Raw genomic sequence first — 25,376 nt, 5'->3', positions numbered from 1 at the left:
GCTCAGAGTTCGGGAATTCCGGTGCCGGCCGCGGACGGGCGGGCGAAGCCCGCCTGGATCTGGCTCAGCCGTACCCGTAGTTTGACGCTCTCGTCGATGACCTCGTACGGGTTAATCGCGATCTGCGCGTCCAGCACGGCGATCCGTTCCTCGATCTTCGCGATCTCGCTCTCCGCGTTCGCGTCCTGCTGCACCTGCGCGAAACTCATGAGCTGCTGAGCGGTCCCGCGGATCCGGGTGATCAGCGACTCGGCCCGTTCGGTGACGGTGGCCACGGGCTGCGCGGACGGCGCACGCTGGAGGCCGCGCAGATACTCCAGGAGGTCCTTGAACCTCTGCACGGCCTCGCCGTACGCGCGCTGGTCCCGGTTGGTGTAGGCGCGTTCGCCGCTGCGGCGGTGCTCTTCGATCGTCCGGGAGATGTCGCCCGCGTCGAAGGGCCTCCCGTCGGGGACACCGTCGCGAAGGTAGTGGGCGTGCCGCTCCCGGCAGTCCTCGACCAGCTTGTCGAACTCGGCCTTCGGTGGGCGCAGTTCGCCCTGGCCCTTGCCCACTGCGTCGACGAGCCGGCGCATCTGGTCGAACTCGTGGGTGGCCTGCCCCACGTCCCCGCGCTCGCGCGCCTCGGTGAATGCCTGCCGCGCCACCTTCAGCTGCGCCGCGGCCGTGGCCCGCCGGCCTGCCGGGAGGACGGCCAGATTCTCCTGGAACCGCCGGGTGAGGTCGCCGGCGTCCTCGGACGTGGGCATGTCGCGATCGGTCGGCAGTTGCACGGTGGCCTGGTACGGCGTGTCGCCGATGGCGCCCTCCACGGTGATCGCATAGTTCTCGTGCATCACCACGTGCATCCGGATCGGCGTGTCCTTCGGCGTCGAGCGCGGCACCCGGACCCCGACCACCTGGATCGGCCGGCCCTCCTGGAACAGCCGCAACTCGACGCTCTCCACGTCGCCGGGGTGGCGGAAGTCGTAGTCCTTGGCGAAGGGCAGCGTCTGCAGCACGTCGATCAGCAGGAACTGGCTGGTCTCGCCGTCCTTGCGCACCTCGATCGTGATGGGCTTGGTGTTCTGCGCGCCGCTCGCGGACCCGCCGAGCGGCTTCGCGGCCTCGGCGTTGTGCGCGAGCGAACGGTTGGCGGCGCCCCGCTCCGCACCGGCGCCGTCGTAGACCGCGAAGGAGAACTCGGTCTCCGCGTCCGGCTGGACCGGAATCCGGGTAAAGGTGAACGAGCCCTCGTCGGTCAGGTCGGCCTCGTCCTCGTAGTCGCCGGCGGTCAGCAGGACCCGGCCGCCGCGAAGGTCCACGTCGGGCGACAGGGACTCGACGGTGCCGCCCACACTGAGCCGGGACGTGCTGGTGTTGCCCGCGCCGCGCAGGTTGATCCGTACGGTGCGCTCCTCGTCCCGGACGACCAGGCCGCCGACCGCGGCGGCACGCACCGCCGCGCCGAGCGCCACCACGGTGTCGACCTTCTCGTAGACCGGCTCGGTGCACCTGGCGCGGTCACGGCGCGCCCCGTCGGAGGTCGGCTCGCCGCACAGTTCGCGGGTGACGAGTTCGCGGACCAGCGGCATGTGGGTGGACCCGCCCGCCAGGATGACGGCGTCCACGTCGGCCAGGCCGATGCCGGCCCGCTCCTCGGCCCGGGCGATCGCCTCGTCGCAGTGCAGGAAGGTGCGCTCGACGAACGGCCGGGCGATCTCCTCCAGTTCGGGTCGCTCCAGCACGGTCTCGACCACGACCGGTTCGCCCGCCTTGTCGATCAGCAGCCCGCTGTCCCGCACCATGTACTCGTGGTTGTCCGACAGGGCCTTCTTCGCGCCCTCGGCCATCGCCTTGAGCCGGCTGAACCGGGCTCGGTCCTCCTCGTCGCGCTCCGGATCGAGGTCCAGGGCCCAGCCGTCCGACTGCAGCACGGCCTGCAGCCGCCGGGCGAGCGCCGCGTCGATGTCGTCGCCGCCGAGCCGGTTGTTGCCGCTGATGCCGAGCACCTCGAAGCTGCCCGCGGTGCAGCGCAGGATGCTGACGTCGAAGGTGCCGCCGCCGAGGTCGTAGACGAGGAAGGTGCCGTCCCGGGTCGCGGTACGCCAGCAGTGATAGCTCGCCGCGGCGGTCGGCTCGTGCAGCAGGCTCAGCACCTCAAGGCCGGCCAGTTCCGCCGCCTCCCTTGTCGCGTCGATCTGCGGCTGGTCGAAGTAGGCGGGGACGGTCACCACCGCACGGTCCACGAGCCACCGGCTGGACGGCCCGTCGAAGGCCGCCACGTCCGTCTCGATCTGCCGCTTCATCTCCGCCAGGATCAGCGCGGAGACCTGCTGCGGGCTCAGTTGCTCGCCGCCGAGGTCCACCGTGGCCCGGGTGCCCATCAGCCGCTTGATCGAGCTGATCGGCTCCGGCCTGCCGCCCTTGCGGGAGTAGGCCCGACGACCGACGACCGGCTCCGGCACACCGGCGCGACGCCATACGCAGCTCGGCGTGGTGGCCGACTTCGTGTTCGGGTCCAGGTGGATCACGATGTCGCGGTCGGTGGGATTCATCACGGCGACCGCGCTGTTGGTCGTGCCGAGATCGATCCCCACCGCCTTGCTCACCAACTGCTTCATACGCTTCCCCGTTCCGGGTCCTGTTCCTGCTTCGGTGCCTGCTCCGGCGCCTGCTCCGGCGCCGTCGGCGCGCCCATCTGCACGCGCGCGAACCGTACGGTCCTGCCCTCGTGGAACACCGCGCGCTCCTCCGTACGCGCGACCACCTCCGTGTCGAACTCCGGCCGGTGCAACCACCCGGTCACATCCACCCAGTCCAGGACCTCCGCGGCCGGCAGACCGGTGGGGTCGCGCAGTTCAATGCTGTTGTCGGCCAGGATCTGCAGCATCTGGTTCTTGAGGATCCGCAGCTGCCGGTGCAGGCCGCGCCGGTCCTGTGCCACCGGGGACTCCTCGGCCGCGTCCACCAGCTGGTCCAACCTGCCTGCCAGCACCGCGAGTTCGTACAGCGGCTCGCGGGCCTCCTCCGCGGTGTTCCGGGCCTCCTGCTCGGCAGCGTGCATGTCCTCCGCCGCACGCCTGACCACGCTGATCAGTTCGCTCTCCGGGGAGTAGAACTCACCGGGCACGTCAGGGACCTCGCGACCGGAGAAGTCGTACCAGTCGAGCGGCGCCTGCCCGCCCGCCTCAGCCGAAGAGGACATCGCGCACCTCCACGAGGGTGGGGCCGCCGAACTCAGCCGTCGGCAGTGCCCGCAACAGCGGGAGCACCTCGTCCAGTTCGGCGTCGGCCGCCCAGCGGGTCAGGGTCCGGATCGCGGTCCGCAGGTCGACGTCCGCCGCAGAGAGCGCGGGGCCCTCGGCCAGACCGCCGCGCGGGATCGGAGCGCGCCGGTGGTCGTGGACGAAGTCCGCCCAGCGCTCGTCCACCTCGTAGTCGGTACGCGCCGGTTCGGTCCTCTCGTGCTTGGCACGGGTCAGCGGATGGGTGATCAGCTCCTCCTTGGCCCGGATGATCCGGTCGCGTTCTGCCTGGTCACGACAGGTCTGTACGAGTTCCTCGGCCCGCTCGACGATCTGTGCGTTCGTCGCGTCCACGCGGAGCCCGAGCTCGTGGAAGGGATTGCGCGGATTCGGCGGCGTCATTCGAGTTTCGACCTCTTCTCTGCGATGTCGTCGCGAATGCTGCTGATCTGCTCGACGTTGCCGCGAATCACCGGGTCGTCGGGCGACAGGAGGGCTGCCTGGAGCAGCATCCGTTCGTATTCGTCCGCCAGGTCCAGCGCGGCATCGACGTGTTCGCCGGACTCCGCGATCCGCAACAGGGCTCGTGCGTCGCGGAGGCGGTCGAGGGCGTGGTTGTTGTAGAGGACTGCGATCTGCCGGTTGTCGTCGCCCAGATCGCGCAGCATCCGCTCGGCCCCGGTGAAGTCGCCGCGCGCGAACAGCGATTCGCCGCGCGACCGGCACAGCTCCCGCCGCGGAGAGTCCCACTCCGGGTTCCAGTCGCCTGCCCGCTCCTGATGGGCGCTCGCCTCGTCGAAGAGCTCGACGCGGCGCGCTCCGCCCACCTTCCTCGCGAAGCGTGCGGCGGACACGCCGCACGCGTAGGAGAACCAGCTCAGCGCCTTGTTCTCCGCCGTGTGCCCGCGTCCGGGTGTGCACCGCGGGGTGAGGTGCTCCGCGAACGGCCGCATGACGTCGAGGACCGTGCGCCCCGCTTCGTCGTCGGTCTGGTCGTGGCAGCAGAAGAACCAGTCGTATCCCCAGTCCAGCGCGGCGCACAGGACGTTGTCGGGTGGACGTTCGAGCAGGAGGGCGATCCCGAGCCTGCTCAGGGCGGCTTCGTAGTTCTTGTCGAGTTTCGAGTCCTCGCCGAGCCGGCTGATCGCCTCGCTGTCGGTCAGTGTCCGCTTCCCTGCCGCGACCAGGTCCTCTCCCCACGCGTCGATCAGTACGCCGGCCCGCTCGGCGATCGGCGCGAACGCGTCGTCGTCGCCGGCCAGGTTGGCGGCCACCGCGAAGAACGGGCCTTGCTCCAGGAGCCGCCTGGTGGCGGTCAGACCGTGCTGAACGGCGTCCAGGCACCGCAGGCACTGCTCGGCGGTGTCCTGGTCGTCCTGCGCCGTGGCTTCGGTGAGCTGGGCCTTCCGGTCGGCGAGCAGTGCCCCGGTGAGCTCGTCGCGCAACGAGTCGTCGGCCTCGCCCGGGAGCGTGTGCCGCGCGAAGTGGGCACGGAGCGCGGGATCGGTGAGCAGTACGCACCAGAGCGCCGTGGCGGTGGTCCGGGCCAAAAGCGCCGCCGGGGAGCCGAGCGGGCGGGCGAGCGCGTCCTCCCGGGCCAGGACGGCGAGCGTGTGCCACAGCTCGATGTCGTAGCCCGCGCGCAGGGAGGCGAGCCGCCACTGCTTCAGGATCAGCTCTTCCGTACCGGATGTGAGCGCCTTGCCGAGGTCGGGGTTGGCCCTTGCCAGCTCGACGAGGCGGCGGTGCCGGCCCAGCCAGTGGCGGTCGACGACCGGGGATTCCGGGAGCAGCGTGTCCACCAGGGTGGCGACCAGCTGTTCGGATTCGAGCTCTTCGAACCTCTCACGGGCCGTCTCGGGAAGGTAGCGCGCGGCCAGGCGCATGCTGCGGAAGACGGTCGGGCGGTCGCCGCCGAGGTGGGCGGAGGCGGCCTGGTGGCACAGGAAGCGGCCGTACTCGCCGCGGAGTTGGGTGAGCCGGTCGGCGCCGGACGCCGTCCCCTCCAGCAGGCGGCGCCAGGCGTTCTCCGCGATCGCGAAGTCGCCGAGCATGGTGCTGTAGTAGGCGAAGGCAAGGCCGCCGATCCCGCTCTGGCCGGACCCGTTCCCGCCGGTCCCGTTCCCGTCGGCGAGGACCTGTCTCATGGTCGGTGCCAGCACCGCGCCGACGGCATCGCGGCGGCCGCGTCCGGCGGCGCTCATGACCAGGTGGGGCAGCACGCGCCGGAGATCCACGAGGCCGTCCATCTCGTGGGCCAGGCACGCGGCCAGCAGCGTGTCCACGGCGGCCGCCGTGTTCCCCGCGGCCGCCTGCCCTGCCGCTGTCGCCGCCGCGAGCGCGGCCGCGACGGTCGCGGGCGCGTCGAAGGGCAGCGGGGCCGGCAGCGCCTTGCCCTCCAGCGCGTTCGCGAGCAGGGTGACGAGCGCGACCTGGTCCGCCCGGCCGCTTTCCGGCCGCACGGCGCGCAGCCGTCGTACGGCCGCTGCCAGATCCGGCCCGTCCTGGGCCTGACCGTCCAGGGCCTGACCCGCGCCGGCAAGGGCTGCCAGCGGGTCGCCGGAAAGGTCGGCGCCCTGCTCGCCGGTACGCAGCCCGGCGCGGTCCGCGTGTTCCGCACATCCGGCGCCGCACCGCGCGGCGCGGTCGACGGTCGGGCCGGGCGAGTGCTCGCCCAGGCGCGCCAGGATGGCGGCGGCTTCCCGGCGCGCCGCCTCGTCCTCGGACAGGAGCACCACCCGCAGCGCGACCTGGGCCAGGGCGGCGCCATGGGTCGCGGGCGGGAGCCATTGCGGGAAGCTCCGGACGAGAGGTGCGTCCACCGATTCGGGAGCGCGCACCAGCCGGGCGAGGCCGAGCAGCCGCGCCGCCCACGGCTGGGCGGCCGCATCCTGCCAAGGCAGCTCCGCGGGGTCCGCGGCGGCGGCCAGTGATTCGGCGGCGCGTTGGTGCGGCAGCACCTCGAATCGCCCCTTGCCGAGTGTGCTCGCGCTTCTCAACTGCGTGACCGCGCGCACGGCGTGGGCCCGCGCGCTGTCCACGGCGCCGTGTGCCCATGCGTCCGCCGCGTCGCGCAGGGCCAGCAGCGCCGACGCGTGGTCAGCCGGGGCGAGCCCGAGCGCGAAGAGCTTCGCGAAAGGCTCCGCGGCGTCCGTATCGGCCCCGTCGTGTGCGTCCGCCCACGCGACGAGCAGTGCGGCTTTCGGACCGCGTACGTCGCGCAGCAGCTCACGGGCCTCGGCGGGCCGGCCCTCGCGTACGGCGTCCAGGGCGAGGAGCACCGCCGCACGGTCCCGGCCGAGCTCAAGAGCGCGCCGCAGCGTGCGACGGCCGTCCTCGGGACGGGACTCCCGCACGGAGAGGCCGGTCCACATCAGCCGCTCGGCGGCGGGCAGCCGGGCGAACAGCGGATGCCGGAGGGCCCCGGACTCGGACAGCCCGCCGTGGGCGGCGGCCACGGCGAGCGCGGTACGCAGGGCCTCGAAGAGGTCCGCTTGGAGGGCTCCCGGGGCGAACAGGCTCCGCACCTCCAGCGCGGGGGGCAGCGGTCCGTCCCCGACGAGCGCTCGGCGCACCCACGCGACCTGCGCGAACCCGTGCGGTACGGCGGGTACCGGATCCGGCAGCGTCTGCCCGGGCTCCGCGTCCTGGAGCAGGCACCCGAGTGCCCAGCCGCCCGCTGCCCCGGCCAGCGCGTCATAACTCGCCCGCACGCTCCCGGGGTCGCGGCACAGCAGGTGCGCCCAGGCGGCGTGGTAATGCACGTCGGCATCCGGCAGTCCCGCGTGCAGCACACCCGTGAGCACTTGCCGCGCCTGCCGGGCGTCTCCCTCGACAAGACACGTGCGGCCCAGGGCGTAGTCACGCCACGGTCCGGTGTCGCGCCCTGGCGTGATCGCGGCGAGCCGTGCGCTCGTCGCAGGTGGGGCCGCGGGCGCGACGAGAGGACCGCCGGAGGTCCCGCTCCCGTCGAGCCAGGCGAGCGTCCGGCACAGCAGCAGAAGGTCGGCGCATCGCGGGGTGAGCACGGCGGTCTCCTCGGCGGCGCTGATCGCCGTCGGGAGCTCACGGGTGTGCAGCCCCACGCAGAGGAGCCCGCGCAACGCCTCGGCGTGGTCCGAGGTGCGGGCGAGCGCCGCCGTGAACAGCGGCGCGGCGGACCGCGGACGGTCGTGCAGCAGCAGTTCGCCGAGTCCCAGCACGAACGCGGTGTCCACGCTCACGGCGGCCACACGCGCGGTGTCCACGCTCACGGCCGGGCCGCCGAGTCGCTCGGCGAGCGAGCACGCCCGGCGCAACCGCTCGGCGTCGCTGTCGAATCCGACGTCCAGGATCTCGGCGACCCGCGCCGCCACTTCGGGCGGCGCCGGCGGCCGCCGGGCCGTCACCTCCGCGTAGACGGACAGGTGCACGTCGTCCACCGCCCCGAGCCGGGCCAGCCAGGCGGCGGCGCGGAGCCGGTGCTCGTGCTGTGTCCACCGCACGTGGTAGACCTCGGTGAGCAGGCGGTACGCCCGCCGGAGGTCGGCTGCCGCGCCTCGGGCCGCGCATGCCTGGACGATCGGCCACCGGCTCCGTGGCCACCCGACGGCTCCCACCTCGGCGAGGTGATCGCCGAACTCGCCGAGCCGGTCGAAGTCCGCCTCCCGAAGGTGCGGGCGAAAACGCGCGTCGAACACGGACTCCAGGAAGGGAAGCCACAGCGGTGTGGCCTCCCTGCCGAGCTGCTCGAACTGCGGGTAGAGCGCGCGCAGCCGGTCGAGTGCGCGAGGGGTGTCGCGGTCGGCGAGCGCGCCGGCGCACGCGATCTCCAGCCGACCGAGCCGAGTGAACTTCTGCCTGACGAACCGTACGGGCCTGGCCATGGGCCGTCACCCTCCCCCGGGCACGGAGGGCAACGGGCATGCTCCGCCCGGCCGCTGCCCCGGCGCGGAACCCGGAACGCGGCTCGCCCCATCGCCCCCGTTGGTGTGCAGGCGGACCCCGACCTGCGGGGCCGCGGGATCGAAGCGGAGCTCGATCGTGTCGCACGCCTGGAACTCGGCGGGCCGGTCGCGCTCCGCGAGCGTGATCGGGTCCTCCACGATCTCGCCCAGTGTCTTCGCGATGATCCGCCCCCCTTCCCCGCCGCCCGCCTGCGTGTTGAGCCGGTGCCCGGTCCGCGCCACGTACTGGACGATCTCCTCGGCGACGACGAGTTCCTTGTCCCGCCGCTCCCGCCAGAACAACCGTTGCCGGTCGATCACCTGCCGGCAGATGCCCTCCATGGCCGCGAGGTCCAGCGGCCGGAAGACCACCACTCTTCTGATCCGCGCGAGCAGTTCGGAGCTGAACACGGGCTCGTTCCGGCCGGTGCGGATCTCGCGCAGAGCAGCGCGCACGACGGCGGCGCTCTCCTCCTGCGACGCGTCACCGGGGAGTTGCGCGATCGCCTCGTGGCCGGCGTTGGAGGTCAGGATGAAGATCGCCCGGTCGCCGTACGCCTTCACCCCGCGCTGGTCGACGATCCACCCCTCGTCGAACAGGTTCAGAAAGGGACGCAGGACCTCGGGATGCGCCTTCTCCGCTTCGTCCAGCAGGACGACGCAGTACGGGTCCGCGTTGAGCTCGTTGATCAGCCGGCCGCCGCTCCCGTGGCCGACGTAGCCGGGCGGCGAACCGAGGAACGCGGAGACGCTGTGCGGTTCGGTGAAGTTCCCCATCGGATACGTCCGCAGGCGCTTCGACGCCGAATAGAGGTCCGCGACCGCCTTGGCCAGCTCGGTCTTGCCGACACCGGTCAGTCCGGCGAACAGCATCACCGAGGCGGGGCCGGGAGTGACGGCGGCCAGGCCCGACTTGATCCGCCGCAGTTCCTGGGCGAGCGCACCCACGGCCTCGTCCTGGCCGAGCACGCGGTCCCCGAGCAGGCCCTCGTAGTCAAGAGCCTGGTCGACGCCCCCGAGCTGGCCGACTGGTAGTCCCGACAGCTCGGCGACGGCGCGCACCACCTCGTCGGCGCCGACGCCGGCCGGGGCGCCGGCATCCGCGTGGGCCCGGTCGTAGTCCTGGTTCTCGCACGCGCGCTGCAGCACCTTGACCGCGGACTGGGGCAAGTGGTGGCTCCGGACGAAGTCCCCGGCGAGGACCACCGCCCGGCGCACGGCGGCGTCGGAGACCTCGACGCCGAACCGGCCGGCCATCTCGTCCGCCGCCTGCCGGGCCATGTCCGACGCGGCGGCCCGGTCCGGCTCGGCCATCTCGATCCGGGTGGTCAGTTCGAGCAGTTCGCGGTCGGTGCCGATCAGGTCCTCGTAGTCGTGGCCGGTCATGACCCCGACGAGGTGAAGCTTGCCCTCGACGAGAGCACTGTGCAGCAGGAGGTCGTGCCGCGTGCCGTCCGGTCCGCGCAGCAGCGAACCGAGCCCGTCCACGCAGACCACCACGTCGGTACGTCCGCCGGCGACGCCGATCAAGGCGGTCAGCTGCTTCTCGCTCTGCGCGGGGGCCACGCCGCGGCAGTCCACGCGCACGAAACGCTTGCGGCGCAGGAAGGGGATCTCCCCCGTGGCGGCCCGGCGTGCCAGCTCGCGCAGCAGGGTGGTGCGTCCGACCCCGGGCAGGCCGGTGATCAGCACGTGGTGGTCCGTACTCCGGTGCAGGGCGCGGCACAGGGCTTCGAAGTACCCGTCGAGGTGGCGTGCCTCGGGGAACGCGCCGGTGCGCGCGAGCCATGTGAGGTCCTCCGCGGGCGGCAGGGAGGAGGGCAGTTTGTAGGCGACCTCACGCGGGGGCGCGCCCCGTGACTCGCGCATCGCCTCCAGCAGGTGGTCGCGCAGCCGGCCGAGGTCCAGCAGGAGGGGTTCGGCGCGCAGCACGGCGGCGAGGCGTTCCGACGGGTTCCGCAGGACGGCGAGCAGCAGGTACGGCACGTCCACCTGGTCGGCGGCGCACCACACCGTGGACTCCGACTGCGCCGCCCGCAGCAGGTCGCCGAGCGAGGCACCGATCTCGTCACGGTGCAGTTGGGGAACGGTGTCCCGCCCGCGCTCCAGCAGCCGGAAGGCGCCCGCGATGCTCTCCGCGGCTTTCGTGACACCGAGTTGGGGCGGTAACTGGCGCCGCAGGACGCGGTCGGCGAGCCCCTCGGTCTCGGTGAGCAGCGCGAGCAGGCAGTGCGGGGTCAGCACCATGTCGTAGCCGAGGTCCGCGGCGATCTGCGTGGCGTGTTCGAGCACGGCCCACGCGTCCACGGTGAACACCTCGGAGCGCAACCGCCCCGAGGTCTCGTCCCACAGGCTCGGCAGCGGCTCGGTGCTCAGCCGTACCCGTCGCCGCAGCGCCTCCGCGGCGGCCGGGAAGTCGAGGATGGTGAGGTGCTCGCGGTCCAGCGCGTCCGGGCGGTCGAGCACACAGGCAAGCAGCAGTTCGAGGCCGACGGGGCGCAGGCCGGAGCCGCCCCGGGTGAAGGCGTCGGCGACCTCCGACAGAGCGGCGAGCAGCTCCGGCGCGACACGGCCGGGCGCCCCGTCGAATCCGGCTCCGCCCGCGCCGGTGGGGTGGTAGACGTCGATGACGTCGCGTACGTCCTCCAGCCGCGCGCCGGAGACCAGGGCGAGTTCGAGGGCGGTCCGGATCCCCGCCCAGCGCCCGGCCAGGCAGCCCTCGGCGACGACGTGCAGCAGGTCGCTGCCCCGGAGCTGTCCGTTGAAGCGCTGCACCGCCCTGCCGAGCGCCTCGCCCAGCTCGCCCCGGTCACCGACCGCTTGCGGATCGAAGGTCCCGTTCGGGAAGTACGACAGCGGCACCCCGGGTGTGGGTGCGGGCGTGGGCGTGGGCGTGGGCGAATCAGCTGACGGCACGGTCCCCCCGCCGGATCGATCGGGATGCTGTGTTGACGCTACGTCAGAAGGGACCGGCTCCGCGACGGGAACGCTCTGATGTGGTAGGGCCGTCCCGGGTCGCGCGAACTCCGCGAGGCGCGCACAGCGGCGGAGGATGCTCGCGCGCTCGTCCTCGGGGACCGGGTCCACGGCGAGCGCCAGTGGCCTGGTTCTCGCCAACCCGGTCGAGGTGCTGGAGAACCGGGCCCTGCCGTCGGCGAACTCGGCATAGGTCCCGATCGAGATGCGGCGCTCCGAGGTGAAGCTCATCTCGCTGACCCTGCTGACCGGAAAGACGCGACCGAAGGCTGCCTGACCGGCGTCGATGAGTTCCCGGGCAGCGGCGTCCGTGGCCGTCATCACGTGCACCGGCCCCTCGCCTCCCGCGAAGATTCCCGTGACCAGCAGCACGAGGACGGAACGTTCCCGGCCGGCCGGCCTCGGCGCCTCCTCGGGCAGCGAAAATCCGCGGTGGAGCATCATGGCGTGGGCCAGTTGCTCCTCGTCGGGGACCACTCCCGTACCCCGTCGAATCATCTCCAGCAGCGCCATCACGCGCTCGACGGGAATCTCCTTGGCTTCCTCCGCCTCGACCCCGAGGGAGGCGGCGGCGTACACGATCTCACCGCGCCTCGTCAGCTCGTCGAGCTGTGTTTCGGTGACGGAGTCGACAAAGGGGTCGAGCGCGGTCGTCACCCCGACGACGAACCGGCCACGGGAATGCACCTTGCCGAACACCGTGTCGGGCGCTCCGGCGTGCCACTCCACATTTCCCAGGAGTTCGCCCGACGCCGTCACCGTCACACCGCGCACGGGGTCAAGTCGCGCGTCGAGCCCGGGCAGTGGCACGGGCGGCGGGACGGGCCCGGCCCCGCGTACGAAGCCGGCGGCGACATACCGGTCGAGGGTTGATCTCCGCCAGTTTCGTGGATCCTCCCGGGTCAGGACTGCCGCTTCGCACGACGGGTTCACCAGGAGCACGGCTTCGTCGGCGGCCTGCCAGACGAGTGCCTTCGCGCGCCAGCTCACGTGGAAGCTGAGGTTCGCGGCTTCGGCCCGCGTACGGGAGCGCCATTCCGAGGGCCGGCAGTACTGGTGGTGCAAGGAGGCGTACGCCCCGACGCCCACGTCGTCGACGGCAAGGGAAGGTTCGTCGGTGGCGACGAATTCCTCTCCGCATGTCTGGCAGTCCAGCGGCAGGAGTTCACTGTTCAGCTCGCCGATCACCGCGCTGCCGAGGGCGGCGTGAATGCTGCCGGCGACCACCAGATCGTTGTGCACGGCGTTCTCCTCGTTCTCCGCGGCGGGGACTGCGCACGAGACGGTGGACCGCTCACGGAGCAGGGGCGGTGAGCTCCCAGTCCAACTCCCAGAGACGTGCGTCGCCCCCGAATCCTCCGACGAGCAGGAATCGACCGTCGGGTGTCAGATTCATGCCGATCGCTCCGTCCTGCCCTGTTTCGATGGTGTGCACGTGCTCGCCGGACGCCACGCTCCAGATCGTGATCGCGCCGTCCAGGTCCCCGACAAGAACGAACCGCTCGTCCGGGCTGAAGCGAACGGCGACGACACAGCTGTCCCGGCCGGCGAACTCCCGGACACATTCGCCCGCGGTGTTCCACACCCGGGCGCCGATCGCGCCGTCCCCGCCCACCACGGTGAGTCCGCGATCAGCGGTGACGCAGACGCTTCGCGGGTAGTCCTGGTGGCCGGTAGGAATGCGGAGCAGGCAGCGGCCGCTGTCGAGGTCCCAGAGTCGGGCCGCGTCGACCGCCGCGGACGCCAGGGTCCTGCGATCCGGAGTGATCCAGAGGGCATTGACCGGGTCGGTGTGGCCGGTGAAGACGCGCATCCGGCGCTTCCGGTCCACGTCCCAGAGTTCGAGTACGTGGTCCCTGCGGGCGACGGCCACCCGGCCGGCGTCGACGGCGACGGCGGCCGCGGTGAGGTAGTGGGCGTCCACCGGGTGGAACATGGCGATCTCCTCTCCGGCCGGGACCGACCACTCGCTGATGCTCCCGTTCATTCGGACGCAGACGACCCGACGGCCGTTCCCGCTCAGCCCCAGCGCGGTGACGCCGGGCGGCAGTTCACGCAGCGGCTTGTCGCCGTGCAGGTCCCGGAGGCCGGCCGCGAACCCGGTCCCGTACACCGCGTAGCGAGCGTCGTCGGACAGGCCCGCCGCGAAGCCCTCGCCGCCCGGGCCCCACGCCGGCAACTCGCGCACCGTCCACGCGGCGCGCAGGCCCGTCCGCGGCAGCAGCCTGCCGAGATCGCGCCACACCCGCAGCACCCGGCTGTCCCGCTCGTGACCGGGGATCGCGCGCGCCTCGCGGAGCAGCCCGAGAGCGACCGAGTACCGGGAGTCGGCGATGGAGAAGTCCGCCCGCGCGACGAGTTCACGCACGGTGTCCCCGAAGCTGCCCAGGTCGGCGGTGGGGCGGGGCCGGCTGATCTGGAACGTGGCCCGGTAGCCGACCGGAAGCGTCAACGTCCACGCGCGCACGGTGTTGTCCATCCCCACCGACTGCGCGCGGCGCCCGTCCGCGGACAACCGGACGTCGCACACACCGCCGCCGACCCGGGACCCGCTCAACGTACTGACACGGCGAAGCTCCACGAGATCCCAGAGGCAGACCGCGCCGCTCTCCTCCCCGGAGAGCGCCCAGCGGGCGTCGGCGCTGACCGACAGTGCCGTGATCGCCGCCTGAACAGGCAGCCGGCGCTCGCGGCGGCCGGTCTCCACCTTCCACACGCTGATCTGCCGGTCGTCGGCTACGACGGCGAGGGAGCCGTCCGGTGCCCAGGCCATGGCTCTCACCCGCGGACACGTGTCGGCCAGTACGCGCACGCCGTCCCGGTAGGACGGCGAGAGGATCTGCAGGCGGCCCTCGAAGTCACCGTGGTAGCACAGCAGGGCCTCGCCGTCGGGGCTGCACGCCAGTTCGGTGAACTCGCCCGGGCCGCCGAACTGGAACCGCCGGACCAACCCGCCACGGATCACCGCGGTTCCCTGAAGGAGGTTCCAGGCGAGCAGTTCGCCGTCGTGGGTCACCGCGTACGCCGTGGCACCGTCGGGGCTCATCTGCTGCACGGAGACCGCACCGGAGCCGCCGGGCGGCAGAAGCCGCAGCGACCGACCGGTCTCGAAGTCCCACAAGCGGATGTTCTCGCCCCTGATGTGCGCCAACCCGTGTCGCCCGTCAGGGCTGCTGACACGGATCGACCATCCGGCATCACTCTCGCAACTCCGCAGGCACGTACCGCTGGACGCGTCCCACAGCCGGGTCGAGCCGTTCTGGTCCCCGCTGATCAGGCGCTTCCCGTCGAGGGAGAAGCGCACCTGGTAGAAGGGGGGGAAGCGGGCCTCGGAATCCGTGTACCACGGGAGCGGCGTCGGCGGCGCGGCCACGATGCCGCCGATCGTCCCGGACGCGAGCGCCTGGGCCAGCGTCCGCGTCTCGGAGTCGTCGGGATGCTCGCGTACCACGGCGTCCGCGGCCTCCCGCGCACCGCTCACGTCCCCGCGCTCCAGGTGCGTCTGCGCGATCAGCACCTGCACGCGCCACGGATGACCCGCGTGCAGGCTCGCGGTGCCCAGTGTCGCGAGCAGATCGGCGTCGGTGATCTCCCCGCGCCTCCAGCGCAGCAGTCCGCTGTTGTACGCGGAGTCCAGATGCTGCGGGTCCGCTTCCAGCGCCTCGCGGAATTCGACGTCGGCCGCGGCCTGGTCCCCGAGGTCGAGTTGGGAGAGTGCGCGGTTGTTGTGTTCGGCCGCCCGCAGTTCCGCCGGCTTGGGCGGTACGAGCTTCGGCTCGTCCGTCACGAACGCCGCGTGCAGGGCTTCGAGCCGTGCCGCGACCTCCGCCATCGACTCAGGGCGCTGACTCGGATCGTCGCTCAGGCAACGCTCCAGCAGTTCCGCCACCGGCCGTGGCACACCCCGGTCGGCGCTCCCGGGAGTTCCGACCGGCACCAGGGCCGGAGCCGAGCCGGGCCCGACGGTCACCGCGTCGCGGGCGGCGGCCCCAAAGAACATCTCCTGCACCGATACCGCGAGGCTGTAGACGTCGGATCGAGTGCTCAGCGGTTCTCGCCGTTTCTGCTCCGGCGAGGCGTACGCGGGTGTCAGACCACCGCCCCCCGGCGCCACGAAGCTGCCGGCGCCCCCGGCCGTTGCCTCCAGGACGACGGCCAGGCTTTCGGAGATCCCGAAATCCGTGATCTTCGCGATCCCGTCGGCGCCGCCCTCCAGGAGGACGTTCGCAGGCTTCACGTCGCAGTGCAGGACTCCCCGGTCGTGCGCGTACTCGAGCCCACGTGCCATATGACTGCCGATGCGCAGGATACGCGCGGTGACGTCCTTTCCCTCGCCGTCGTAAAGGCTGCCGCCGTCGATCGCCTCACGCAGGGAGCCGCCACGGACGTACTCCGAGAAGAGGCGTGGGATCCCGTCGAGCACACGCACGTAGTAGCAACTGCACACGTTGGGATGCAGCCCCAGGGACACCCATCGTTTCGCCTCCGCGACGAAGTTCTCCATGTCGTGCGGCCTGGCGAAATACGTCGGCAGCAGAGACTTCACCGCGAGATCGATGCCCCATCCGAGATGCCGCGCACGGTGCACCATCCCCATGCCGCCGTGACCGACGACCCGGGTCAACTGGTAACGCCCGTCGACCAGGTCACCCGTGCTCCACTGCACCGGGAACGCCGCGGACGTACTCACGTCCGCATCCTCATGCAAACCCTCGGCCCTCGCCGCCGTGGCGCGTCACCCTCGTCGTGCAGGACGAGAGTCATGACTGCCCGTGGGCACTGCCAACGGGCTCGACCTCGCTCATCGATCTGCCTTCCACAGCCCGCACCTGTCTCGTTGCCCACCATGGTGCCGCACGAGCGCGGCCCCCCACAGTCGTTCCGCCGAGGCCCGTCAGATTCCCTGCACCTGACGGACCGGAGGAGTTCGACGTGGTGGTCCCTCGGTCCTGTCGTTGAACAAGCGTGGGGCCATGTACGGGCAGGGTGGCCGCTGTCTCGGTCAGACGTACGCGACGGGCTGTGGCTGCGGCGCCGGGGCGGCCGATCCGTCCCGCTTCGCGTGGCCGAGCAGGAGTTGCCCGCGGACGACGATGGTGCCCAGCCGGACCACGACCTCGCCGGGACTTTGTTGTTGCCCAGACCATGCGCGGTCCCGAAGTTCCGCATGCGCAGCCGACCCGGGAATCTTCAGCCGGGATCATTCCAAGTCTCCTGGGCCCGGAGAGGTCCTGCAAAGCTCCTGCCGAGGAATCGGTGGGCCGGTTCGAGGAGAGCAGCCGTCCCTCCCGGTCGGAACGAACTCCTTCCCGGATCAGGGCCGTTCGGGGAATTCGGACTCTCAGTTACCCGGCGGCCCGAGCGGACTGCGGGCGCGCCGGGTGACATCAGCGGGAGCCGATTCCTTGAGGGATCAGCTGTAGTACCCGAATACGTCGGCAACCACATGCGTGGTGCTGTTGACGTACAACTCGGCCTTGCCGTCACTGCCGACGGGCACGATCACCTGGTTGGCGATGGTCTGGCCGCTGCTCCAGTTGATGTTGGACGTGGTCGGCTGGGTGCCGCCGTCGGCCCAGGCGATCAGGTGTCCGGCGCTGGTGGAACCGGTCACCGTGATGTTCAGGACGACGGCCTTCGTTCCGCCGGGGACGCCGGTGGTGCCGCCGGCGGCCTGGAACGCGAGCGTGTGCCCACCTGCCAGCGGAGAGGTGGTGGTCACGCCGACGGCGTGGCGGGTGTCGAGGATGCGGTGCGGCGCGAGGCTCACGTAGGGGTGCCCGGTCGACGAACTGCCGAAGTAGCCGGACACGTCGGCGAGTACGTCGGCGGTGCCGTGGACCTTGATGTCGATGCTGCCGTCCGCGCCGATCGGGACGATGGCCAGCCCGGCCAGAGTTGCCCCGGAACGGTTCCAGTTGACGTTGGAGACGGTCGGCGTGGCGGTACCGTCGGGGTACGCCTCCAGGTAGCCCGAGCTGCTGGTGTGCACCGCGGTCAGGTTGACCGCGACGGAGTCGGCGTCGTCGGGCACCCCGGCCTTACCACGCACCGCGAGTTTGACGGTGCTGTCGACGATCGGAGTCCGGGTGGAGACGCCCACGGCGCTTCGCGTGTCCAGGATGCGTGTGGGACTGACCGGCGTGTACGCCGTCCCGGAGTCCTGCGTGGAGTAGTACCCCTGGATGTCCGCGATCACGTGGGTGCTGCCGCTGCTCTGATTCGTCAGGTCGACGTCTCCGTCAGGGCCCACGGGGACGGTGACGAGGTTGGAGATGGTCTCGCCGGTCGACCAGTTGAGGTTGGACGTACTCGGCAGGCCCGCCCCTTCCGGGAACACCGCCAGGTGACCGCCGGCGGTGGCTCCGGTGACCGTGACGTTCAGCACGGCCGCAGTGAGGGAGTGGGGCGACACCTGCACGGCGTCTCCGACCGCCAGCGCGACGGTGCCGTTCGCCGGTACCGCGCCCTTGGTCACCTCGCCGGTGCCGTTGCGGGTGTCGAGCAGACGCTGGGGGTTGACGGAGTGGAACAGGGACGCCTGGCCGAGCAGCGAGCTTCCGGTGGGCTGCTGGCTCACCGAGAACAGGCCGCCCGGGATGACGGAGTCCGTCTTCGAGGCCAGCACGAGGTGGTGGCCGACGGTGTCCAGATAGTTGGTGCCCGGGTTGGCGTTGTAGTCCAGCCCCAGTCCGTCCGGAGTCCACTTGGGGTAGGTGTGGTTGGTGGAGCCGCTGGTCACCTGGGTCGCGGTGCCGGAACCGTCCGCGGCCTGGACGAAGAGCTGGTCGTAGCCGTTGACGATGCGGTAGAACGCGATCGACGAGCCGTCCGGCGAGATGTCCGGCTGATGGCCGTTGACGATCAACGGCCCGGCGGTGGCGTTGCCGTGGTCGGTCCAGATGTCCGAGGTGCCGTCGGCGTCGTGCTCGAAGATCACCGCGCCGGTCATCGACGACACGCTCGGATAGCGGTCCGACCCGCCCGTCGGCTCGGAGAACCAGGCAGGCGGCTCCTGATCCGGCTGGCCGATCGGGCTGCCTGCGGCCGGGGACTTGTAGAGCTGGTACTGGTCCCAGTCCGGCCCGCTCGATATCGCCTCGATGATCGTGGCGCCGTCCATCGTGTACGTCGGATCGGCCCCGCCCTCGGCGACGAACTGCTCGCCAGTGCCGTTCGGCAGGTAGGTGTCCACTGCCGGAGCGCCGCTGTCGTAGGCGACCCTCGTACCGTCGGGCGCCCAGGAGACACCCCCGCCCTGATCGGAATTGCCGGCGGGCATCAGGTGCAGGACGAGGCGCGAACCGTCCGGATTCTCCGTGGCCGTGGTCACCTCGCCACCGTTGATGACCTTCGATCCCGCCAGCAGACCCGGATTCCCCGGCGCGGTCGCCTGCGCGGTCGGGGCTACCAACGCGGAAAGCCCCACGGCGCACACGGACACCACCAGGGCCGGGATAAACCGACCCGCAAATGCACGATGCATCAATTTCCACCCTCTACATCAGAGAAAATTTCACTACATCCCAAAATTGGCCACATTTTCGAAGACTTCACGGCCGCACGTACCCATCGCCTAGCACGGCCGCCGACCGCAAGAGGGCCCACGCCTTGATGGACCCTGATCCCGAAGACGGCGGAATCAACGGATTTCGCCGCTGCGACTCCTGCTGCGCGGACGTGCGGGTTGCGGCAAGCCGAACCGGCAACTTGCCCGCCCTTGCCGGGTCAGACGCACCTCAAGCGGTGCCGCGCAATCACTACCGTCGCGACGCCGATCGCCGTGCCGACCTTCGCCGGATCGGCGCCGTTGGCAGTGGACTCGGTCGCCATCCGACCGAGCAGGATGGCAGTCACGGCCGGCACCATGGGCGTCCCCACCCACATCCGCCGATGCACGCGTCGATACGGACGCGTGCGTCCCCAGGGCCGCACGGGACCCCCTCGCCCGTCCGGCCTCCACCCGTACGGTCAGCGATCACAGACGGACCGAAGGTAAGCGCACCTACGTGATTGTGAACAGCCGGTCGATCTTCCTTGACATCTTCTTTACTTATTTCACTTTCCCCACACTGAACAATCTGCGCATGTCATGACTAAAGGGGCCGGCGCTTTCGCCTCTTCGGGTAGGTCCCCGGTTCCCACAAGGTCGAGTGGCCGGTGGCTTGCCGACGCGGACACTCGCGGGAACCGCCCTGCCGCCCAGTGCTGGCCCCGCGGTGACTGACGATGCGTCCGATCTGGGAGCGACCGACGGTTACACCAGTCCGCTGCCGTCGGACGCGAGGCCGGGAAACCATGCCTTGGACAATTCGACGACGACCGGGCAGCCCGTCGCCGTTGACGCGCTGACCACTCCGCACTCGCAGACCACGGCCAATCCGGACAGCACCCTCACGCAGGAGAGCACGGCAGCGTATTCCTGCCGCATTTCCATCTCGAAGTCCGCTCGGGCCTGGGCGAGTTCACCAGGGCCGATCCGTTCTCCCATAGACTGGCAGAGTCTGCCCCGCGCAGCTCCAGACGGCATGGTGAACTGAAGCGGCCCCGTGCAAGGCTCGCCCTGTCCACGCAAATGATCCGGCTACGGCCCTGCGGAGCGTGGGTGGGGACTCAGGGGTGGGATCGATGGGCTTGAGGCGGGGACGCTCCTGTTCGTGGCGGCTCTGCTCGGCATCGGCGGGCTGACCCCGCTGACGGCGTCGGCGGACGAACCGGTGACGGACCTCTACGTGGGCCCGGCTCCGCATGGCACGGACACCGGTCCGGGTACGCAGGCCGAGCCCTTCTGCACGGTCCAGAGGGCCGCGGGCGTCGTACTGCCCGGTCAAACCGTGTACCTCGCCCGCGGCACCTACTACGGCGCCACCACCGTGACCCGTTCCGGCACGCCACAGGCGCCGGTCTCCTTCGTGGGGACACCCGACAACACCGCCACCATCGGCGTCTCAATGTATCGACTGTCGGTACAACGATCACCCGCCTGCCCATAGCGTGACGAGGAAGCCATATGGCCAGAAAGCGACCTTCGACGGTTCGGGACCGCCGCGCGATCCGCGGTGATGGTGAACCGGGTGTCGCACGACGACCCCGGCACCGACTACCTCCTCCACCACCCCGACTGAAACCAAGCCGAACTCCTCGCCCGAGACGAAGGGCACTTCCGTCAGCAACGGCGCACACTCCCTCGCAACCCAGAAGGACCCCGACCGCGTAACTGATGGGTCCGGTCCACCCGGTGACGTGCAGGCGACGTCAAGGTTCCCCCGCAGACAAACGCGCGGGGGGCTCGGATGGGATCATGGCACGCGGGCACCGATCGGTGCCGCGAAAGCCCACGGGGGGACGCAATGGGGGAGTTCTCGGGTATCGACCCGACCGCGCTGAAGCAGATGATCACGTCGTTCGACGGTGACCGGCAGCATCTGCGGGACGTCGCGTCGCGCTACAAGGGCCAGTTCGCGTCGAAGGGGCTCGACACCCAGGACCTGAGCAGCCTCCTGACGATCTGCAGCTGGATGGACGACCAGTCGCCGAAGCTCAAGCGGCGGGAGAACCTGGCCGCCGCGATGGACAAGGGCGACGGGCAGGGCACGCACATGGTGCAGATCCCGGGGCCGGTCACCGAGACGTCCGCGCGGGCGCGGGCGGACGGCAAGAAGCTGGCCCAGCAGTTCAACGACAACAACGGCGGCGACAGCAAGGCCGGCGACCAGTACCACACGCTCGCCCAGGAGTTACTGGCACACCAGGACGACCCGGACTACTGCTCGGCCTTCTACGCCAACCTCACGCCATCGGAGGCCACCGCGCTGCCCTCGCTGCTCGCCTCCACCGGCAGCAGCACCGCCGGGAACGACCTGATGGTCTACAGCCGCGCGCTCGGCACCGCGACCGAGGCCGGGTACCCGGCGCCGGGCTTCGACAAGGTCGTCTCGTACTACACCTCGCCCTGCCCAAGGGCTCCAGCAGCGTGGCCTGGGACCGGGCCGCGATGCTCCAGTACGGCACCTTCCCCACGGACTTCCTGGTCAAGACCACCCGGGCGGCCGGGATGGACCAGTTCGGCAAGGACCCGAAGCAGAGCTTCAGCGGCGACCCGTTCGACGCCCAGGCGCTCGGGCTGCCGCAGAACGTCGTGACCCTCGACCTCCAGGCGCTCTCGCCGAACGAGGCCGCCACCCAGCAGGTCTTCGCCACCATGGGCCAGGACCCGGGCAAGACCGACCTGAACGGCAACCTCAAGTCCCTGGCCTCCTACGCCGGCAAGCAGCACGACCCGGCCCTGACCACCGCGTTCCAGAACACCCTCATGGCCGGCTCGGGCGACCGCTCGACACCGGGGCCCTACGGCTCGTACTACGCCCCGCTCCTGCACACCGGAACCGAGACCACCTTCGCCACCGCCGCGATGAGCGCGCTCAGCGGCAGCCACGCGAAGCAGAGCGACTACCAGGACTTCATCACCACCACCTTCACCACCTTCGGCCAGCCCGCGGACGCCACCCCGCAGCAGGCTGGCAACCAGGCCGCCACCCTGCTGCGGCTGACCGAGAACGCCGACCCGAAATGGGACGCCACCCGCCCCGCGATCCACTCCGTCGCCGACCAGGCCGAAGCGGGCAAGAACGACACCGGCTTCATGCAGGGCTACTACGGCAACGACGGCGCCGACCTCGAATCCAACCTCGCCCTCGAACTCAAACGCCATGGACGGCACCCACGGCAGCACCGTCCTCAGCCCCGACTCCACCAAGATCCTCGGCCAGTTCGGCGACAACCTCGCCTCGGCAACCCGGCTCAGCAAGGACGGCAACCTCCCGCAGTTCGACGCAAAGACCTTCACCTCCCCCCACGACATGTGGTCGGCGAGCATGCTCGTCAAGTACGGCCCGTCCGGCGACAAGTGGGAACCCACGTTCCTGACGAACATGAGCGACGCCGCCCTGCACTGGCGCGCCGACCAGAAGGACAACCTGCGCCCGAGCTACGCGCCGGGGAACATCAGCTTCGGCACGGTCGACGCCTGGGCCGACCCGGCCGACGCCTGGTACAAGGAACTCGGCCTGCACGAGGACGCCTTCAACAAGAACATCGCCGAGCAGCAGGACGTTGCCCGGGGCGTGGCCGCCAACGACCCCAGCCTCGCGGTGCTGTCCAAGCTCGGGCAGAACCCGCAAGCTTCCCGCGACCTGCTCTCCGGCGCGGACGGCAAGTTCGCCGCCCAACAGCTCGTCAACGACAACTGGCAGACCCCCGGGGTCAGTGACGACTCGAAGTTCCCGTCCGAGGTCATCCTGGCGGCCACCCAGCGCGGGAGCGGTAACAAGGCCATCGACACGGCGGCGACGAAGGCCGCATCGTACGTCTTCCAAGCGGGCGCCGACGAATACCAGAACAGCAAGAAGCCGCTGCCGAAGACGCTCGGGATCGCCCTCGCCGACGTCGCCGGAGCCTACGTGCCGGACTTCGCGGACTCCGTCCCCAACGGCTCGAAGACGACGGACCTGGGGTTCACCTTTTTCGTCAACCACGACGGACAGCCGGAGATCGAGACCAATCCGGCGGCGATGAACCTCCTCTTCCACGGCTTCATGAACAACAACCCCGAGGCGGCCGGCAACTTCAGGGCAGCCGTCCACGCCAACATGACCAATGTCGTGCGTATCTACCACGGCACCGGTCCCATGGCACTCGACGACTCCAGGGCGAAGGCGTACCTGACGACCCTCGGATGGCTCGACGGCGCTATCGACAACACCACGAGCGACCTGCAGTACAAACCGGCACAGAAAGCCGACGAACAGGCCAACCAGGATGCCATGTACGCCTGGATCGCAGGGGGCGTGACGAGCCCGTTCATCGCCGCACCGGCGGAGGCGGGGGCCCTGGTATCGGGCATCTACACAGGCATCAGCGTGGTCAACGGCGGCGGGAGCGCGTGGCTCTCGTACCAGTTCTCGACCAGTCACGCGTCAGACGTCTCGGACGCGACGCAGAAGCGAGACCTGGACGAGGACAAGTACCTGTCGGTCCCCGTGATCAACGGCCTTCTGGCGTCCGGGCAGATCAAGGAGAAGCCGACCGGGTACTCGTGGTATCACGACGGCAAGGTGACGTTGAAGACCAGCGAGGACTGGACCCAGTTCGACACGTGGACCAAGAGCACTCTCAGCGACCAGCAGCGGTCCCTCCTGCGGAATCTGACGTCCGATTCGAGTGCCGGCTACGACGACGGGACCATCGGGCGGACGCCCAGCACGGTTGCCGTCGAATGACACTGGGCCGCGCGACATCATGGGGTACCCGTACTGGCGAAGGGACCGATCGGACATGACCGCAGGACACGGACGCGGGCGAGGGCCCGTCCGGTGGGCCGCCGCCTGCGGCGTGCTGCTCGCGCTGGCCGGGTGCGGCGGCCACTCGGGGCCGCCGGGGCCGCCGAAGGCCGGACAGGCCACGGCGTTCGGCGACTTCACCGGCGGTGCCGCGGCGCAGAGCGCGCTGCGCGGAGGTGTCGGCGGCCCCGAGGGCTTCGCGACCGGGCCGGACGGTTCCGGGTATCTGCTGGCGCACCCCACGCTGGCGCGGTTGACCCCAGCCGGGAAGGTCTCGGAGATCGCCGCCGCCGCGAACGACTTCGGGGGAGCGGAGCCGGCCGGCCTCGCCGTGGGTCCGGACGGATCGGTGTACTGGGGACACGACGGCGAGATCAAGCGCTACGACAACCGGCGCGGACCGGTGGTCGTGGCGGGGCGCAGTAGCGCCAAGCGGGCCGACGACGCGACCGCCGGAGCCGTCGAGACCGCGGCGACGGCACGGTTGACGCAGGACGCGGGGCCGGTCGGGGTGACGCGCTCGGGCGCGGTGGTGATCGCGGACGGACGCGCGCTGTGGTCACTGTCCTCGGGCCGGCTGACCCGCGTCTTCCAGCGTCCGGCCGGTACCCACGGCCGGCAGGTGGCGATCTCCACCGAGGGGGTGGCGGTGGCGCCGGACGGGACGGTGTACCTGCCGCCCACCAGTGGCAACAAGACGTTCGACCTGGCGCACGTCGAGGTGGTGTCACCGTCGGGGACGGCGTCGGCGCTGAGCCTGCCGCCGACGCTGCCGGGCGTGAACGGACCGTTGGCCACCCTGTCCCCCTCCTGGATGGCCCCCGACGGCGCGGGTGGGGTCTACGTGCACGTGGTGCGGGCGGACCCCGGCTCGTCCGTCGGCGACTACGTCCTGCGTCTGAACGGCGGGAAGGCCGAACTGATCGCTTCCGGCGCAGCCGAGGAGGACGCCAGCACAACGGGGTGCAAGGCCACCAAGCCGGTTGCCGCCAAGCGCTTCCCCTGCCCGCTGCCCGTGGCGCTCGGCTACCTCAACGGCACCCTGACCCTGGCAGGCGAGCGCGACTACGCCGTGAAGATCGCCGTGAGCGGGAGCTGAACCCCGGTTGCCGGTACGGGTGGACGGTGTGTCCAAGAAGCCGCCGTCGCGGTCGGGCGGGTCCCGGTGGCCGGGCGCGGCGGCAAGGGGAAGCCACCCACGCCGAAGCCGGGCCGCGGAGCACCACGGTCGGCCAGGTCCTGGTCATGGGCCATCCCAACGGGGTGGCGACCGAGCCGCTGTCTCGGTCAGACGTACACGACGGGCCGGGACTGCGGCGCCGGGGCGGCCGATCCGTCCCGCTTCGCGCGGCCGAGCAGGAGTTGCCCGCGGACCACGATGGTGCCCAGCCGGACCACGACCTCGCCGAACGCCATCAGGATGAGCGCCACCACCCACGCCTGGCCGCTGGTGATGTGGTGCGCAGCCGAGAAGTGGGTGACGTGGGCCGCGCCGGAAGGGTGCGAGGACCATACGGCGAAACCGAGCCGGAAGCCCATGCTGGCCACCCACAGGGCGGCCGCACCCACGGAGGCGCGAACCCGCAGGTGGCCGTCGGCCAGCCGGACGCGGGTGAGCAGACCGCCGAGCAGACCGAAGACGATGCCCACGGCGGCGAACACGCCCGCCAGCAGCAGGTCGTTCCCCGCGGTGGGGATGTGGTGCAGGTAGGTGGACGCCGCCCAGCCGATGATGGCCAGCGGCAGCAGCACGGTCCGGACCGTCAGCCGCTCCTCGCGCATCTGCCGGAAGACGATCAGTACGAGGACGATGTCGATGATCCACTCGGTGGTTGTCATGGCACCGAGCATCCACTCCGGCGGGCCCCGCCCCCTCAACCCACGGGTGGAACCCCGGGTGGGCATCGCGT

15 protein-coding genes are annotated in these 25,376 nt (G+C 70.8%); 4 read left to right on the top strand and 11 right to left on the bottom strand.

Annotation, left to right across the window (positions count from 1 at the left end; genetic code table 11):
- Positions 1-2: 2 nt before the first annotated feature.
- From AC13HU_RS01790 to AC13HU_RS01750, 9 genes are all read right to left on the bottom strand, one after another.
- On the bottom strand, positions 3-2,603 hold the full coding sequence (locus AC13HU_RS01790; protein ID WP_483039901.1) for an Hsp70 family protein: 2,601 nt from the start codon (positions 2,601-2,603) through the stop codon (positions 3-5).
- A complete protein-coding gene (locus tag AC13HU_RS01785) occupies positions 2,600-3,187 on the bottom strand; it encodes a hypothetical protein (protein WP_483039900.1) in 588 nt (195 codons plus the stop codon). The genes AC13HU_RS01790 and AC13HU_RS01785 overlap by 4 nt, the downstream gene beginning before the upstream one ends.
- The gene (locus AC13HU_RS01780) at positions 3,171-3,629 is read right to left on the bottom strand and encodes a hypothetical protein (RefSeq protein WP_483039899.1); all 459 of its coding nucleotides are present in this window, start codon (positions 3,627-3,629) and stop codon (positions 3,171-3,173) included. Before AC13HU_RS01780 ends, AC13HU_RS01785 begins: the two co-directional genes overlap by 17 nt.
- Positions 3,626-8,092 carry a hypothetical protein gene (locus AC13HU_RS01775; protein WP_483039898.1) on the bottom strand — a complete coding sequence of 1,489 codons (4,467 nt, stop codon included), beginning with the start codon at positions 8,090-8,092 and terminating at the stop codon, positions 3,626-3,628. The genes AC13HU_RS01780 and AC13HU_RS01775 overlap by 4 nt, the downstream gene beginning before the upstream one ends.
- A gap of 6 nt (positions 8,093-8,098) precedes the next feature.
- Complete coding sequence (locus tag AC13HU_RS01770) at positions 8,099-12,370, bottom strand: AAA family ATPase (RefSeq protein ID WP_483039897.1); 4,272 nt, start codon at positions 12,368-12,370, stop codon at positions 8,099-8,101.
- 52 nt (positions 12,371-12,422) lie between these two features.
- Positions 12,423-15,818, bottom strand: coding sequence for a protein kinase domain-containing protein (locus AC13HU_RS01765; RefSeq protein WP_483039896.1), 3,396 nt, complete (start codon positions 15,816-15,818; stop codon positions 12,423-12,425).
- A gap of 723 nt (positions 15,819-16,541) precedes the next feature.
- Entirely contained in the window at positions 16,542-18,461 is a 1,920-nt protein-coding gene (locus AC13HU_RS01760; protein ID WP_483039895.1) for a TolB family protein, read from the bottom strand.
- Positions 18,462-18,856: 395 nt separating this feature from the next.
- Positions 18,857-18,985, bottom strand: coding sequence for a hypothetical protein (locus tag AC13HU_RS01755; protein WP_483039894.1), 129 nt, complete (start codon positions 18,983-18,985; stop codon positions 18,857-18,859).
- A gap of 400 nt (positions 18,986-19,385) precedes the next feature.
- Complete coding sequence (locus AC13HU_RS01750; protein ID WP_483039893.1) at positions 19,386-19,619, bottom strand: hypothetical protein; 234 nt, start codon at positions 19,617-19,619, stop codon at positions 19,386-19,388.
- A 166-nt stretch (positions 19,620-19,785) separates the two neighbouring features.
- Between AC13HU_RS01750 and AC13HU_RS01745 the strand changes: the two genes are divergently transcribed.
- Entirely contained in the window at positions 19,786-20,121 is a 336-nt protein-coding gene (locus tag AC13HU_RS01745; RefSeq protein WP_483039892.1) for a DUF1565 domain-containing protein, read from the top strand.
- A gap of 357 nt (positions 20,122-20,478) precedes the next feature.
- On the top strand, positions 20,479-21,270 hold the full coding sequence (locus AC13HU_RS01740; RefSeq protein ID WP_483039891.1) for a hypothetical protein: 792 nt from the start codon (positions 20,479-20,481) through the stop codon (positions 21,268-21,270).
- A gap of 307 nt (positions 21,271-21,577) precedes the next feature.
- Here AC13HU_RS01740 and AC13HU_RS01735 read toward each other — a convergent pair whose 3' ends face one another.
- Positions 21,578-21,772 (bottom strand): hypothetical protein, encoded by a 195-nt coding sequence (locus AC13HU_RS01735; protein ID WP_483039890.1) that lies wholly within the window; start codon positions 21,770-21,772, stop codon positions 21,578-21,580.
- Positions 21,773-21,837: 65 nt separating this feature from the next.
- On the opposite strand from AC13HU_RS01735, the gene AC13HU_RS01730 reads away from it, so the two are divergent.
- Positions 21,838-23,406, top strand: a complete 1,569-nt coding sequence (locus AC13HU_RS01730) for a hypothetical protein (protein WP_483039889.1) — start codon at positions 21,838-21,840, stop codon at positions 23,404-23,406.
- 55 nt (positions 23,407-23,461) lie between these two features.
- A complete protein-coding gene (locus AC13HU_RS01725) occupies positions 23,462-24,565 on the top strand; it encodes an NHL repeat-containing protein (protein ID WP_483039888.1) in 1,104 nt (367 codons plus the stop codon).
- Positions 24,566-24,753: 188 nt separating this feature from the next.
- On the opposite strand, the gene AC13HU_RS01720 is transcribed toward AC13HU_RS01725, so the two are convergent.
- Positions 24,754-25,305, bottom strand: coding sequence for a hypothetical protein (locus AC13HU_RS01720; RefSeq protein WP_483039887.1), 552 nt, complete (start codon positions 25,303-25,305; stop codon positions 24,754-24,756).
- Positions 25,306-25,376: the final 71 nt, after the last annotated feature.

This window comes from Streptomyces sp. NH27, from assembly GCF_056859195.1.
Note: the sequence above shows the minus strand (reverse complement) of the source record. Positions and strands in the feature narration are given on the sequence as shown.

Coding starts and splice junctions, on each gene's coding strand:
- AC13HU_RS01790 (WP_483039901.1), bottom strand. CDS start 2,603: ATGAAGCAGTTGGTGAGCAAGGCGGTGGGGATCGATCTCGGCACGACC.
- AC13HU_RS01785 (WP_483039900.1), bottom strand. CDS start 3,187: ATGTCCTCTTCGGCTGAGGCGGGCGGGCAGGCGCCGCTCGACTGGTAC.
- AC13HU_RS01780 (WP_483039899.1), bottom strand. CDS start 3,629: ATGACGCCGCCGAATCCGCGCAATCCCTTCCACGAGCTCGGGCTCCGC.
- AC13HU_RS01775 (WP_483039898.1), bottom strand. CDS start 8,092: ATGGCCAGGCCCGTACGGTTCGTCAGGCAGAAGTTCACTCGGCTCGGT.
- AC13HU_RS01750 (WP_483039893.1), bottom strand. CDS start 19,619: ATGGGAGAACGGATCGGCCCTGGTGAACTCGCCCAGGCCCGAGCGGAC.
- AC13HU_RS01740 (WP_483039891.1), top strand. CDS start 20,479: ATGGGGGAGTTCTCGGGTATCGACCCGACCGCGCTGAAGCAGATGATC.
- AC13HU_RS01735 (WP_483039890.1), bottom strand. CDS start 21,772: ATGAAGCCGGTGTCGTTCTTGCCCGCTTCGGCCTGGTCGGCGACGGAG.
- AC13HU_RS01730 (WP_483039889.1), top strand. CDS start 21,838: ATGGACGGCACCCACGGCAGCACCGTCCTCAGCCCCGACTCCACCAAG.
- AC13HU_RS01725 (WP_483039888.1), top strand. CDS start 23,462: ATGACCGCAGGACACGGACGCGGGCGAGGGCCCGTCCGGTGGGCCGCC.
- AC13HU_RS01720 (WP_483039887.1), bottom strand. CDS start 25,305: ATGACAACCACCGAGTGGATCATCGACATCGTCCTCGTACTGATCGTC.